The sequence below is a fragment of the Halomonas dongshanensis genome (assembly GCF_024790395.1).
GTDB lineage: Bacteria > Pseudomonadota > Gammaproteobacteria > Pseudomonadales > Halomonadaceae > Vreelandella > Vreelandella dongshanensis.
Window position 1 is genome coordinate 18,924 of record NZ_JAJISC010000009.1, and the last position, 14,124, is coordinate 33,047.

A 14,124-nucleotide genomic window follows, 5' to 3' on the forward strand; every position below is an offset into this window, starting at 1 on the left:
GCCAGAAACCTCGAACGGCCTTTTTCATTACCGAGCACGCCATACGCCTAATTCACAGGAGTGAGCATGGACAAGCGGGAGCTGACCCAGCGCAAGGACGACCACCTGGATATCGTGCTTCACCCAGGCGAGCGCGCCCGCTACGCCACCACCGGCTTCGATGCCTGGCGCTTCGAGCACTGCGCGCTACCCGAGCTCGATCTCGACGCCATTGATCTTTCCACAACGCTGTTTGGTCGCGCCATGCGGGCGCCGCTATTGATCAGTTCGATGACCGGCGGGGCCGCCCGGGCGACCCAGATCAACCGCCACCTTGCCGAAACCGCCCAGGCGCTAGGGCTTGCCATGGGGGTGGGATCGCAGCGTGTGGCCATCGAAGGTGACACCAACGCCGGGCTCACCCGCGAACTACGTCAGCTCGCCCCTGATATTCCCCTACTGGCCAACCTCGGGGCAGCCCAGCTCAAAAGCGAGCGCGGGCTCGCCTACGCTCGTCAGGCGGTCGAGATGATAGAAGCCAATGCCCTCATCGTGCATATCAACCCGCTGCAAGAAGCCCTGCAGCGCGGGGGCGATCGCGATTGGTGCGGCATTCTCGCGGCCATCGAGCGCACCGTCGCCAGCGTCGAGGTGCCGGTGGTGGTCAAGGAGGTGGGAGCTGGGCTTTCCGTGAGCGTAGGACGACAGCTCATTGATGCCGGGGTCGCCATGCTCGATATCGCCGGGGCCGGGGGTACCAGTTGGGCGGCGGTCGAGGGAGAGCGCGCCGCCACGCCCCACGCCCGCGCCCTGGCCATGGCTTTCGCCGACTGGGGCATCCCCACCGCGCAGGCGCTCACCGAGCTGCATCGAGCGCTCCCCGAGGCTCCCCTGATCGCCTCTGGCGGCATTCGCGACGGCATCGAAGCGGCCAAGGCGTTAGCGCTGGGGGCGCGCCTAGTCGGTCAGGCCGCTGCCGTGCTGAGTAGCGCTACCGAGTCGAGCGAGGCCGTGAAGGCGCACTTCGAGCAGGTGATCGAGCAGCTGCGCGTGGCCTGCTTTTGTACCGGCAGCGCCGATCTTGCCGCCCTGTCGCGAGCACCGCTGTACCGCACTGACGCAGCTCCTCTTTTCAGGGAGCGCGTATGAGCCACTTTGGCGTCATCGCGCCGCCGCTGCATAGCCACGTCAAGGCGTTCGAAGCGCTGGCCGTGCGGCTCATCGAACGCGGCCACCGGGTGACGTTTTTCCAGCAAGGCGAGGCCCGGGCGCTGCTCGACGACCCACGCATCGGCTTTTACGCCATCGGCCAGCAGAGTCACGGCGAGGGCACCCTGGCGAAGCTCAATGCCACGCTGGCGCACCCGTCGGGCTTTGGACTCATCGGCACCATTCGTGCCCTGGCAACGACCACCGACATGCTCTGTCGCACCCTACCCGCCGCCTTAGACGCTCAGCAGGTGGACGGTTTGCTGGTCGACCAGATGGAGCCAGCCGGCGGGCTCGTCGCCGAGGCGCTGGCGCTTCCCTTCGTCTCGGTGGCCTGCGCCCTGCCGATCAACCGCGAGCCCGGCATGCCGCTGCCGGTCATGCCGTTTGCCTACGCCGATGATGCCCAAAGCCTGAAAAAGTACGCCGTCAGCGAGCGAATTCACGACCGTTTGATGGCCGCCCAGAGGCGGGTCATCGCCCGCTGGGCGCAAGCGTTCGGCCTGCCCGCCCGCGCTCATGCTCATGCTCACGCCTGCCTATCGCCGCTGGCGCAGATCAGTCAAACCATCCCGGCGTTCGATTTTCCGCGCCGCGCTCTGCCCACGCACTTTCACGCCGTGGGGCCGCTGCGCCTACCCGCAGCCCCCATTGTGAAGACCTTGACACCCTCGCTGCCCGAAGAGCCGTTCGTGTTTGCCTCGCTCGGTACCCTGCAGGGGCATCGCGTACGACTTTTCGCCAAAATCGCCCACGCCTGCCGCCGCCTCGATACTCCCCTGCTGGTGGCCCACTGCCACCGCCTGAGCCCGGCCCAGGCGGCGCGTCTCGAAGCCATCGGCGCAACGACGGTCGTTGGCGGCGTCGACCAGCCTCGGGTATTGCGCCAAGCGCAGGCGGTCGTCACCCATGCCGGGCTCAATACCGTGGTCGATGCCATCGAAAGCGCCACGCCCATGCTCGCCCTGCCGCTGGCCTTTGATCAGCCGGGCGTGGCGGCGCGTGTGGCCCACCACGGCCTAGGGCGGCGCGCCTCGCGCTTTGCCTCGCATCGCGCTCTGGCCGCTCACTTAGAGCGGCTGCTTGGTGATCCCGGCTATCGCCAGCGGCTTGCGCGGATGCAGGCAGCACTGGCGCAAGCCGGAGGCGCCGAGCGTGCGGCCAACATCGTCGAGCGCGCGCTCGGGCAAAATCGTCCGGTCGAGCAGGAGGCCGCATGAGCACATCAGCAAAGGAAGCTTGCATTGGTAATGGCATTGAGTACGACATGCTGCTGGTTGGCGCAGGGCTCGCCAACGGCCTGATCGCCTGGCGTCTGCGCCAGTGCCGTCCTGAGCTTACCGTCGGCGTCATCGAGTCCGATACCCGACCGGGGGGTAACCATACCTGGTCGTTTCATCAGCACGATGTGAGTGCCGATCAGCACGCCTGGCTCGCGCCGCTGGTCGCGCACCGCTGGTCGGGCTACGACGTGCGCTTTCCCGATTTCAACCGCACCCTGCCGGATGACTATCTAAGCGTCACCGCCGAGCGCTTTGCCGACGTGCTCGAAGCCGCACTCGGTGAGCGGCTTATGACCGCTACGCCGGTTGCCGCACTGACGCCGACGCAGGTCACGCTGGAGGATGGCCGAACCCTTCGCGCCCGCGCCGTGATCGATGGGCGCGGCTACCACCCAAGCCCCTACCTCACCGTGGGCGCTCAGGCGTTTCTCGGCCAGCAGTGGCGGCTCGCAGCACCCCACGGCTTGACTCGTCCGCGGCTGATGGATGCCAGCGTCGCGCAAGGCGCGGGCTACCGCTTTGTTTACACCTTGCCGCTAAGCGCGGACACCCTGCTGATCGAAGACACCCACTACATCGACGCCGACGCGCTGGATGTACCCACTGCACGCGCCAACATCACCCACTACGCAAATGCCCAGGGCTGGATGCTTAAAACGCTCGAACGCGAAGAGCAGGGCACGCTGCCGATCACCCTGACCGGTGACATCAGCGCTTTCTGGAAGGCCCACGGCAATCAACCGGTCAGCGGCCTGCGCGCAGGGCTCTTTCATGCCACCACAGGCTACTCGCTGCCCCAGGCGGTGGCACTGGCCGATGCGATTGCCAAGCCCCCCTCTTTTGACGCGGCGACGCTAGCGGCCTTGATCCAGCGCCATGCGAAGGCTCACTGGCAAACGCAGCGTTTTTTCCGCCTGCTCAACCGCATGCTGTTTCTCGCCGGGCCTGCCGAGCAGCGCTGGCGCGTAATGCAGCGCTTCTACACCTTGAACGATGGCTTGATCGCGCGCTTCTACGCCGGCCAGCTCACGCTTGCCGATAAAGCCCGATTGCTTAGCGGCAAGCCACCGGTACCCCTGGGCGAGGCCATGCAGGCCGCCCTCAAACGAACCCCTCGGCTGCGAGCCTTTCATCATGAGTAAAACGATCGTCATCGGCGCCGGTTTTGGCGGTTTGGCGCTGGCCATTCGCTTGCAGGCAGCGGGCGTACCGACACTGCTGCTCGAACGTCGCGACAAGCCTGGCGGGCGCGCCTACGTCTATGAAGAGCAGGGATTTACCTTCGATGCCGGGCCCACCGTCATCACTGACCCCAGCGCTATCGAGGCGCTTTTTACCCTCGCGGGCAAGCGCATGGAGGATTACGTCGAACTGCTCCCCGTGACCCCCTTCTATCGCCTCTGCTGGGAGTCGGGGCAGGTGTTCGACTACGCCAACGATCAAGACGCGCTCGAACGCCAGATCGCCACCTTCAACCCCCGCGACGTCGAGGGTTACCGGCGTTTTCTGGACTACTCCAAGGCGGTGTTCGAGGAGGGCTACCTCAACCTAGGCACGGTGCCGTTTCTATCGTTTCGCGACATGCTCCGCGCCGCCCCCCAGCTCACCCGGCTCAAGGCGTGGCGCAGCGTCTATGGCATGGCTTCTTCCTTCATCGAAGACGAGCATCTACGCCAAGCGTTTTCGTTTCATTCGCTGCTGGTCGGCGGCAACCCCTTCGCCACCTCCTCGATCTACACGCTAATCCACGCCCTCGAGCGCGAATGGGGCGTGTGGTTTCCGCGCGGCGGTACCGGTGCGCTGGTGCAGGGGTTGGTCAAGCTGTTCGAGGATCTTGGCGGCAGCATCGAGCTCAACGCTGAGGTGGCGCGCATCGAGGCAAGCGGCCAGTGCATCCAGGCGGTAACCCTTGCCGATGGGCGGCGCATCGAGGCCGACGCGGTAGCCTCCAATGCCGATGTGGTGCACACCTACGAGAAACTGCTCGGTCACCATCGCGTCGGGGCAGCCAGGGCGCGCTCGCTCAAGCGCAAACGGATGAGCAACTCGCTCTTCGTGCTCTACTTCGGGCTCGACCATCACCACACCCAGCTCGCCCACCACACCGTCTGTTTCGGCCCGCGCTATCGCGAGCTGATCGACGAGATCTTCCATCGCGACGGCCTCGCCGAAGATTTCTCGCTCTATTTGCACGCCCCCTGCGTGACCGACCCTTCGCTCGCCCCGCCCGGCTGCGGCAGCTACTACGTGCTCGCGCCGGTGCCGCACCTGGGCACCGCTGCCCTTGATTGGGAAGTGGAGGGACCGCGCCTACGCGAGCGCATCTTCGACTATCTCGAACAGCACTACATGCCGGGGCTGCGTAGCCAGCTGGTGACCCATCGCATGTTCACCCCGTTCGATTTTCGCGACCAGCTCGGCGCGCATCTGGGGTCGGCCTTCTCGGTCGAGCCCATCCTGACGCAAAGTGCCTGGTTTCGTCCGCACAACCGCGATAGCCGCTTGCATAATCTCTACCTCGTTGGCGCAGGCACTCATCCCGGCGCCGGTATTCCCGGCGTGATCGGCTCGGCCAAAGCCACGGCGGGGCTAATGCTGGAGCAGTTGGCCCCATGAGCGAAGCCCTACTCGACCACGCCACCCATACCATGGCGGTGGGCTCGAAGAGCTTCGCCGCCGCCGCACGGCTTTTCGATCCCGACACGCGGCGCAGCGCGCTGATGCTCTACGCCTGGTGTCGCCACTGCGACGACGTCATCGATGGCCAGGCACTGGGGTTTGGCACTGCGCCTTTAGACGCCACACCCGCCGAGCAGCGTCTAGCGGCGCTCAAGGCGCAGACAGAGCGCGCCTACCAGGGCGAGCCCATGGCATCGCCCGCCTTTGCTGCCTTTCAGGAAGTCGCCCTGGCCCACGACATTCCCCCTTCGCAAGCGTTCGATCACCTCGAAGGCTTTGCCATGGACGTGCGTGACGTGCGCTATGAGCGCCTTGATGACACCTTGCGCTACTGCTATCACGTGGCGGGCGTGGTGGGGTTGATGATGGCGCGGGTCATGGGCGTGCGCGATGAAAAGGTGCTGGACCGCGCCTGCGATCTCGGTCTTGCCTTTCAATTGACCAATATCGCTCGCGATCTCGTCGAGGACGCCCAGGCCGGGCGCTGCTACCTGCCAGCCGAGTGGCTGAGAGAGGAGAACGTTACCGCAGAGAGGGCTCACAGCGTCCTGTTCGACCCCAGCGAGCGCGAGCGTGTGGCACGTCTGGCCGCACGGCTACTCGCTACCGCCGAACCCTACTACGCCTCGGCGCGGGAGGGCTTTCGCGCCTTACCGCTGCGCTCGGCCTGGGCAATCGCATCGGCACTAAAGGTCTACCGCCAGATCGGCGTCAAGGTGAGGGCCAAAGGCGTACACGCCTGGGACGGTCGCCAAGGCACCGGCAAGTTTGAGAAAATGGGCTTAGTCGCGAGTGCGGGCGTCAGCGCGCTGGCTTCTCGACACTCTCGTCTGGCGCCTGCGCGCGATCCTTCGCTGTGGCAGCGTCCGCGCTAAGGCGTTGATCGCGCCGAGCGCGCAGCGTTGCCTGTAGTGTTTTGACCGGCGGCGCGTAGATGAACCCGAAAGAGACGCCCTGCTCGCGGGTTTTCACCGCGTGGTGTAATCGGTGCGCTTGGTAGAGCCTTTGGAGGTAGCCGCGCCGGGGAATGTAGCGAAACGGCCAGCGCTTATGCACCAAACCATCGTGAAGCACGAAGTAGATGACGCCGTAGGCGGTCATCCCCGCGCCGACCCACTGCAGAGGCCAAACGCCCACCGTAGCCCCGAGCGCGATCAGCACGATGGCAAGCAGCGCGAACACCACGGCATACAGGTCGTTACGCTCGAACCAGCCGCGCCTGGGCCGATGGTGCGAGCGGTGCCAGCTCCATCCCCAGCCGTGCATGATGTACTTGTGCGCAAGCGTGGCGACCACTTCCATGGCGGCAATGGTGAACAGCACAATCAGCGTATTGATCAGCGCGAGCATCGGCTCTCCTACGGGCAGGGTCGTCACTCAATCTGGCAGGTTCGGGCGCAATCGACAAGCAAAGGACACTCGGTGCGGTTTAGCTGCGTCGCGCAGCAAAGAACGCTTTCAAGAGCTTTTTCGACGGCGCGGCCAGTACGCCAGAGGTGACCTCAACGTGGTGGTTGAACCAGGGCTGGGCGAGCAGATTGGCTTTGGATTCGACCATGCCGGTGCGCGGCTCGGCGGCGGCGTAAACAAGCCGCGCCAAACGCGCATGAACGATGGCGCCAGCGCACATCATGCACGGCTCCAGGGTGACGTAGAGCGTACAGCCGTCGAGGCGGTAGTTGCCAAGCGTTCTTCCTGCCTCGCGTAGGGCGCGAACCTCGGCGTGGGCGCTGGGGTCACAGCTGCCAATCGGTGCGTTGTGCGCAGCGGCAACGATATCGCCTGCGGCGTCCACCACCACGGCGCCGACCGGCACTTCACCCGCTGCAAAGGCCAAATGCGCCTGATCGAGCGCGCGGTGCATGTAAAACTCGTCGCTGCGCATGGGCGCTAACTCCGCTAAGTTACGCACTGACAATGATCGACAAACGACCGTATGAACGTAGGTGCCAAGGCACCCAAAGGCCATAGGATACCGAGAATGAGCGATGCGCTGAACACGCTGGTAGCGTTATTGGAACTGGAACCGCTGGAGGAGACGCTGTTTCGTGGTCAGAGCCAGGATCTGGGGCTGCCACAGCTATACGGTGGCCAAGTGCTGGGGCAAGCTCTAGCGGCGGCCACCTATACCGTGCCGGAAGATCGCCGCGCGCACTCCCAACATGGCTACTTTTTGCGCCCGGGCGACCCACACCGGCCGGTGGTCTACCAGGTCGATAACGTTCGCGACGGCGGCAGCTTCACCACCCGCCGAGTGACCGCCATTCAAAAAGGGCGACCGATCTTTTTTTGCAGCGCCTCGTTTCACGCCCGCGAGGCAAGCATTACTCACCAGCGCGAAATGCCTGAGGTGGCAAGCCCGGAAGCGCTACTCGCCAGCGGCGAGGCCAAGCGCTCGCGCTTTCCCAACCATCCGATCGAATTCCTGCACCTGCCGGGTAATCCCGCCGGTGGTCAGCCTGCCGGGCAGTGCCTATGGTTTCGCTTTGCCGGTGGCGCGCTTCCCGACACCTTGGCGCTGCATCGCCACCTGCTCTCTTACGCTTCGGACTTCAACCTGCTGACCACGAGCCTCGTGCCCCACGGCATTGCCTTTGGCGATGCGCAGCTACGCATCGCGAGCCTCGACCATGCGCTGTGGCTGCACGACGATACCCGCCTAGACGACTGGCTGCTCTACGTCATCGATTCGCCCTGGGCAGGCGACGCCCGGGCGCTTGCCCGGGGCCAGATCTATAGCCGCGATGGACGCTTGATCGCCTCCACCGCGCAGGAGGGGCTAACGCGCTATCAGCACGCGCCGTAGACGTCGTCGATGGTCTTCAGCGGGTAGTGGGCAGGGTAGGGTTTACGCGCCACGCCCGAGTCCACCGCCGCTTGGGCGACCGCTGAAGAAACGCGCTCGAGCAGGCGTACGTCGACCGGCGTGGGAATGATGTACTCACGGCCAAAGCGCATGTCGCGTCCTTCGTAGGCGGCAAGCACTGCCTCGGGTACCGGCTCGCGAGCAAGGTCCTTGAGCGCGTGCACGGCGGCAAGCTTCATGGCCTCGTTGATGCGCGTAGCGCGGACATCGAGCGCCCCACGGAAGAGGAATGGAAAGCCCAGGACATTGTTGACCTGATTGGGGAAGTCGGAGCGCCCGGTGGCCATGATGACATCGGGGCGCGCCGCTTTGGCGACGTCTGGATGGATCTCCGGGTCGGGGTTGGTGCAGGCGAAAATAACCGGGTCGGCGGCCATGCGCTTAACCTGATCGGCCGAGAGCAGCCCTGGACCTGAAAGGCCAATGAAGACGTCGGCATTTTCGATGGCATCGTCCAGGGTGCGCATGTCGGTATCGACGGCAAACTCGGCCTTGTAGTCGTTGATGCCTTCGCGCCCGGTGTGAATCACGCCACGACGGTCGAGCATCACCAGATTTTCGCGTTTGGCCCCACAGGCGATCAATAGCCGCATGCAGGCGATGGCGGCCGCTCCCGCGCCCATGCAGACGATACGTACGCTATCGATGGTTTTACCCGCGATCTCCAAGGCATTGAGCATGCCCGCAGCGGTCACGATGGCGGTGCCGTGCTGATCATCATGGAAGACGGGGATGCTGCAGCGCTCGATCAGCGCCTTCTCGATTTCGAAGCACTCGGGCGCCTTGATGTCTTCGAGGTTGATACCGCCCCAGGTATCGGCAATGCGCGCCACGGTATCGATGAAGGCTTCGGGACTCTCGGCGTCTACTTCGATGTCCACCGAGTTGATACCAGCGAAGCACTTGAACAAAACGCCTTTACCTTCCATGACAGGCTTACTGGCAAGCGGGCCCAGGTTGCCGAGGCCAAGAATCGCGCTGCCATCGGAGATTACCGCGACCAGATTGCCCTTACCGGTATAGCGGTAGGCGTTTTCTGCATCGCGAGCGATCTCACGCACAGGCTCGGCCACACCCGGACTATAGGCCAACGCCAGATCACGTGCCGTTGCCGTTGGCTTGGTTAGCTCGACCGAGAGTTTCCCGGGAATCGGCTTGGCGTGATAGTCCAGCGCTGCCTGCTTGCTTGCGTCCGTCATGGTATATTCCATTAGCCTAAAGTAGAGTATGTCGCCTCAGAATATAGAAAAAGCCCCGCCTGCTCAAGGACGCAGTCAACTTAGACACCAAGCCGACCTATCCCGCTCGTTAGCTTCACGATAGCTACATTTACTTACCATTTAGAGAAACTTATAGCTTTAAGTCCTAGCCATAATGGCAAGCTTATAGATGCAGCGCAGCATTTTTGGAAAAAATTTCCATCAGCTCAGGAAAACGTCTAAAGAAAAGACGCCAAGACAAGGGCCATTAGCGACAGGAAGAAAAACAGAGGCGGGGATAAACTAAAAAGAGAGGTCGCTGGGTAAAAATGCGTTGCAAAAAAGAGACCCGTGCCAAGGCGCGGGTCTCTTTTGGATCCCCCCAGCTGAGAGCTGGAAGAAGTACAGCGCTATCGCAGGGCCAGATTAGCCGCGCTTGATCGCCGCACCGAAACGCTTGTTGAAGCGCTCTACGCGGCCACCGGTGGTCGCTTGCTTCTGCTTGCCGGTGTAGAACGGGTGGCAGTTGGAGCACACATCCAGGTTGAAGTCTTCACCAGAGGTGGAGCCTACCTGGAAGCTTGCGCCGCAAGAGCAGGTTGCGGTGACCGTGTTGTAATTCGGGTGAATTGCTTGTTTCATTTCGAACCTCACTGAAGCTGTATGCCGCCACCTGATCATCTGCCAGGCACCGCATACGGGATTAGAGACACTAACCGGTTATTACTTCGACCACCTTGCGCGCCTTGAGTTTTTAAAGCTTGGTTTTTAAAACCAAGTTCTTAAAACCCAGCTTGCAAGGCACAGATCGAAGCGGCCGCGTATTATAGCAGCTTGGTTATTGGAGGCCAATTGCCCGACGCCTTTTCTTCAGCCCCGCCCGCAGGCATCCTCAACGTTGCCCTGCCCTCCCCGCTGCGGCGGCTGTTCGACTACCTGCCCAGCGCGACGCCCCCTGCCTGCGGGTGGCAGCCGGGGCTTCGCGTACGTGTGCCCTTCGGTCGGCGCGAGGTGGTTGGCGTCATCGTCGAGCAGGCGGCCACCAGCGCCCTGCCGCTGACGCAACTGCGCCGGGTGAGCGAGGTGCTGGACGAGGCGCCGCTGCCCACCGACTGGCTATGGCTGTGTCGCTTCGCCGCGCGCTACTACCAACACGGTTTAGGCGACACCCTGCATCACGCCCTGCCCGCGCGGCTGCGCCAGGGCCACCCCATGGCCGGGCGCACCCAGCGGCTGTGGCATGCCAATGCGGGGGTTGATGAGACGTCTCTTGCCCGCGCGCCGCGTCAGGCCGCGCTGCTCGAGCTACTACGCCAGCACCCCCACGGCCTTGCTGCACGCGCGATCAGCGCCCACGGCTTTCCCCGCGATGCCCTGTTGGGGCTAGAAAAAAAGGGATTGGCCCGCTTCGAGGAGGTGACGCTCGCCGCGCCCGCGCTGCAGGGAGGCAACCTTCTCGCCACCCCGGCGCTGCCGCTCAATCGTGAGCAGGCGGTGGTGCTGGCAGCGCTTCACGAAGGGCTCGAGCGTTTCCACCCCTGTCTGCTCGAAGGCGTCACCGGTAGCGGCAAGACCGAGGTCTATTTGCAGCTGATCGAAGCCGTGGCCGCCAAAGGGCGTCAATCGCTGGTGCTGGTACCCGAGATTGGCCTGACCCCGCAGACGCTGGCGCGCTTTCGCAGCCGCTTCAAAGTACCGGTACTGGCCCTGCACTCGGGGCTTAGCGATGCCGAGCGCCTGGACGTGTGGGAGGCGGCGGCCGACGGCCGAGCGCTGATCATCATCGGCACCCGCTCGGCCATCTTCACCCCTCTGGCCAACCCCGGCGCCATCATCGTCGATGAGGAGCACGACGGCTCCTATAAGCAGCAGGACAACCTGCGCTACCACGCCCGCGACCTGGCCGTGGCCCGCGCCCACCATCACCAAATTCCGCTGCTGCTGGGCAGCGCTACGCCGTCGCTAGAGAGCCTTCATCAGGCGCTATCGGGAAGTTACCGCCATCTGCGCCTCACCCAGCGCGCCAGCGTCCATCCCCCGGCCAAGCTGGAGCTGGTCGATTTACGCCACCAACCGACCCAAGGCGGGCTACTGCCTATCACCCTGCGCACCATCAAGGCCACGCTGGCGGCGGGCAAACAGGTACTGGTGTTCATCAACCGTCGCGGTTTTGCCCCAACGCTTGCCTGTCACGCCTGCGGCTGGACCGCCGACTGCCTGCAGTGCGATGCGCGCATGACCCTGCACCGCCAGCCCTCGCTGCTCGCCTGCCACCACTGCGATAGCCGCCGCGCCTTGCCAGATGCCTGCCCCGAGTGCGGTAGCGCCGACCTGCGCGCGCTCGGCGCTGGCACCGAGCGCACCGAGGAGACGCTGCAGTCGCTGTTTCCCAAGACGCCGATCTACCGCATCGACCGCGACAGTACGCGGCGCAAGGATAGCTTCGAGCAGATGCTCAAGGAGATCCATCGCGGCGAAGCGAGTCTGTTGGTCGGCACACAGATGCTGGCCAAAGGGCATCACCTGCCCCATGTCACCCTGGTGGTGGTGATCAACGCCGATGGCGGTCTGTATGCCGCCGACTTTCGCGCCCTGGAACATAGCGCTCAACTGCTCGAACAGGTCGCCGGACGCGCCGGGCGGGCCGCCGACCCAGGACGTGTACTGGTCCAAACGCTACACCCGGACGATCCCCACCTGGGACTTCTGGCCGAGCACGGCTACGGGGCGCTGGCGCGTAGCCTGCTCGACGAACGCCGCCAGGCGAAGCTACCGCCGTTTTGCTTCATGGCCCTGCTGCGCGTGGAAAGCCCGCGCGAGGAGGCCGCTACGGCGCTGATCCAGGAAGCGGCGGCGGCGCTACGCGAGTGGCTGGCAAACCCTCAAAGCGCTGACTGTTTCTGCCTTGGGCCCGTACCGGCGCCGATGGAGCGCCGCCAGAATCGCTACCACCTCCATTTGATGCTCACCGCCGAGCGCCGCAGCCAGCTCCATGCGGCGGCCAACTGGCTGGTGCAGTGGCTCGATGCGCACCGCGAGGCGCGCAAGGTACGTTGGTCGATCGATATCGACCCGCAGACGCTGAGCTGATGCTTACTCGCGGCGCTTTGGCGACAGCGCTTTGAAACTGGCGGCCAATTGCCGATAATGACCGCTTTGCGCGCCTGCCTCGTGGCAGCAAAGCCTGCACACGCCGCCACCGACGTTATCCGGACATTGAATGATGAAAGACACGATTATCACGCTGCTCGACGGCGCCGTTGCCGCCCTCAAGCAACAGGGCGTGCTGCCAAGCGACGCCAACCCCACCATCAAGGTCGACCCGACCAAGGATAAGGCGCACGGCGACTACGCCACCAACCTCGCGCTGATGCTGGCCAAACCGGCGGGAATGAATCCGCGCGCGCTGGCCGAGGCGCTGGTCGCAGCCCTTCCCGCAAGCGACGCGATCCAGAAGACCGATATCGCCGGGCCCGGCTTCATCAACTTCTTTGCCGCCGCCGATGCCGCCGCCCAAATCGTCGCTCAGATTCTCGATAGCGGCGACGCCTTTGGCCGCAGCCTGATCGGCAAGGGCGAGAAAGTGCAGGTCGAGTTCGTTTCCGCCAACCCCACCGGCCCGCTGCACGTGGGGCACGGTCGCGGCGCTGCCATCGGCGACTGCCTCTGCCGCCTCTTGGAAGCCACCGGTTTCGACGTTACCCGCGAGTTCTACTACAACGACGCCGGCGCCCAGATCAGCAACCTCGCCCGCTCGGTGCAGGCACGCGCTAAAGGCTTAGGGCCTGACGACGACAGTTGGCCCGAGGATGGTTATCGCGGTGATTACATCGTCGATGTCGCCACCGACTACCTGGCGGGCAAGACGGTGACCGCCGACGATCGCGAAGTTACCGCCAAAGCCGACCCCGACGATCTCGACGCCATCCAGGCCTTTGCCGTAGCGTGGCTGCGCCGCGAGCAGGACCTGGACCTCAAGGCCTTCGGCGTCGAGTTCGACGTCTACTTTCTCGAATCCTCGCTCTACGCCGAAGGCAAGGTCGAGGCGACGGTCAAGATGCTGGTCGACAACGGCCACACCTACGAGCAGGACGGCGCGCTGTGGCTGCGCACCACCGACTTTGGCGACGACAAAGACCGCGTCATGCGCAAACGCGAAGGCGGCTACACCTACTTCTTGCCCGACGTTGCCTACCACCTCGACAAATGGCAGCGCGGCTTCACCCGCGTGATCAACGAACAGGGTGCCGACCACCACTCCACCGTGACCCGCGTACGCGCCGGGCTCCAGGCGCTGGGCGTGGGCATTCCCCAGGGCTGGCCCGACTACGTGCTGCACCAGATGGTCATGGTGACGCGCTCCGGCGTCGAGGTGAAACTCTCCAAACGCGCCGGTAGCTACGTGACGGTACGCGACCTGATCGACGAGGTAGGCCGCGACGCCACGCGCTTCTTCCTGGCCGCGCGCCGCGCCGACTCCCAGTTGACCTTCGATATCGATCTGGCACGCTCGCAGTCCAACGACAACCCGGTCTACTACGTTCAGTACGCGCATGCGCGGGTGTGCAGCATTCTGCGCAAGGCCGAAGAGGCAGGCCAAGGCTTCGATCATGCGCTGGCCATGAGCCATCTTGCCCTGCTCGATAGCGACCAGGAAAAAGCCGTGCTCAATCGCCTGGCGCGCTACCCCGAAGTGGTCGAGCACGCGGCGAAGAACCGCGAGCCCCAGCAAATCGCCCAGTACCTGCTCGATCTCGCCGGTGACTTCCACACCTGCTACAACGCGGTCAAGGTGATGGTCGACGACGACGCGGTACGCAATGCCCGCCTGGCGCTTGGCCTCGCGGCGCGTCAGGTACTACGCAACGGATTGGATCTAATGGGTGTGAGCGCCCCCGAGGAGATGTAA

The 14,124-nt window shown here is 64.2% G+C and carries 12 protein-coding genes; 8 read left to right on the forward strand and 4 right to left on the reverse strand.

Annotated features, from left to right (window positions below; all coding sequences use genetic code 11):
• Positions 1-66: 66 nt before the first annotated feature.
• Genes fni through crtB form a run of 5 tightly spaced genes read left to right on the forward strand, consistent with a single transcriptional unit; the run spans position 67 to position 6,025 of the window.
• Complete coding sequence (gene fni, locus LLY24_RS16550) at positions 67-1,128, forward strand: type 2 isopentenyl-diphosphate Delta-isomerase (RefSeq protein WP_259037416.1); 1,062 nt, start codon at positions 67-69, stop codon at positions 1,126-1,128.
• The gene (locus LLY24_RS16555; protein WP_259037417.1) at positions 1,125-2,408 is read left to right on the forward strand and encodes a glycosyltransferase; all 1,284 of its coding nucleotides are present in this window, start codon (positions 1,125-1,127) and stop codon (positions 2,406-2,408) included. The genes fni and LLY24_RS16555 overlap by 4 nt, the downstream gene beginning before the upstream one ends.
• The gene (crtY, locus tag LLY24_RS16560) at positions 2,405-3,613 is read left to right on the forward strand and encodes a lycopene beta-cyclase CrtY (protein ID WP_259037418.1); all 1,209 of its coding nucleotides are present in this window, start codon (positions 2,405-2,407) and stop codon (positions 3,611-3,613) included. The genes LLY24_RS16555 and crtY overlap by 4 nt, the downstream gene beginning before the upstream one ends.
• Positions 3,606-5,087: a phytoene desaturase gene (locus tag LLY24_RS16565; protein ID WP_259037419.1), complete on the forward strand. Its 1,482-nt coding sequence runs from the start codon at positions 3,606-3,608 to the stop codon at positions 5,085-5,087. The genes crtY and LLY24_RS16565 overlap by 8 nt, the downstream gene beginning before the upstream one ends.
• Entirely contained in the window at positions 5,084-6,025 is a 942-nt protein-coding gene (gene crtB / locus LLY24_RS16570) for a 15-cis-phytoene synthase CrtB (protein WP_259037420.1), read from the forward strand. The genes LLY24_RS16565 and crtB overlap by 4 nt, the downstream gene beginning before the upstream one ends.
• Here the strand turns inward: crtB and LLY24_RS16575 are convergent.
• Together LLY24_RS16575 and tadA are read right to left on the reverse strand one after the other, a co-directional pair.
• On the reverse strand, positions 5,952-6,500 hold the full coding sequence (locus LLY24_RS16575) for a sterol desaturase family protein (RefSeq protein ID WP_259037421.1): 549 nt from the start codon (positions 6,498-6,500) through the stop codon (positions 5,952-5,954). The genes crtB and LLY24_RS16575 overlap by 74 nt on opposite strands.
• 79 nt (positions 6,501-6,579) lie before the next feature.
• Positions 6,580-7,035 carry a tRNA adenosine(34) deaminase TadA gene (tadA, locus tag LLY24_RS16580; protein ID WP_259037422.1) on the reverse strand — a complete coding sequence of 152 codons (456 nt, stop codon included), beginning with the start codon at positions 7,033-7,035 and terminating at the stop codon, positions 6,580-6,582.
• A gap of 96 nt (positions 7,036-7,131) precedes the next feature.
• Here tadA and LLY24_RS16585 point away from each other — a divergent pair, with 96 nt between their 5' ends.
• On the forward strand, positions 7,132-7,956 hold the full coding sequence (locus tag LLY24_RS16585) for an acyl-CoA thioesterase (RefSeq protein ID WP_259037423.1): 825 nt from the start codon (positions 7,132-7,134) through the stop codon (positions 7,954-7,956).
• Here the strand turns inward: LLY24_RS16585 and LLY24_RS16590 are convergent.
• Both LLY24_RS16590 and rpmE read right to left on the reverse strand, forming a co-directional pair.
• Entirely contained in the window at positions 7,941-9,215 is a 1,275-nt protein-coding gene (locus tag LLY24_RS16590) for a malic enzyme-like NAD(P)-binding protein (RefSeq protein WP_259037424.1), read from the reverse strand. The two genes, LLY24_RS16585 and LLY24_RS16590, sit on opposite strands and share 16 nt — an antisense overlap.
• Positions 9,216-9,641: 426 nt before the next feature.
• Positions 9,642-9,857: a 50S ribosomal protein L31 gene (gene rpmE / locus LLY24_RS16595; RefSeq protein WP_259037425.1), complete on the reverse strand. Its 216-nt coding sequence runs from the start codon at positions 9,855-9,857 to the stop codon at positions 9,642-9,644.
• A 210-nt stretch (positions 9,858-10,067) separates the two neighbouring features.
• Here rpmE and LLY24_RS16600 point away from each other — a divergent pair, with 210 nt between their 5' ends.
• Positions 10,068-12,305, forward strand: coding sequence for a primosomal protein N' (locus tag LLY24_RS16600; RefSeq protein ID WP_259037426.1), 2,238 nt, complete (start codon positions 10,068-10,070; stop codon positions 12,303-12,305).
• Between the two features lie 133 nt (positions 12,306-12,438).
• A complete protein-coding gene (gene argS, locus LLY24_RS16605; protein ID WP_259037427.1) occupies positions 12,439-14,124 on the forward strand; it encodes an arginine--tRNA ligase in 1,686 nt (561 codons plus the stop codon).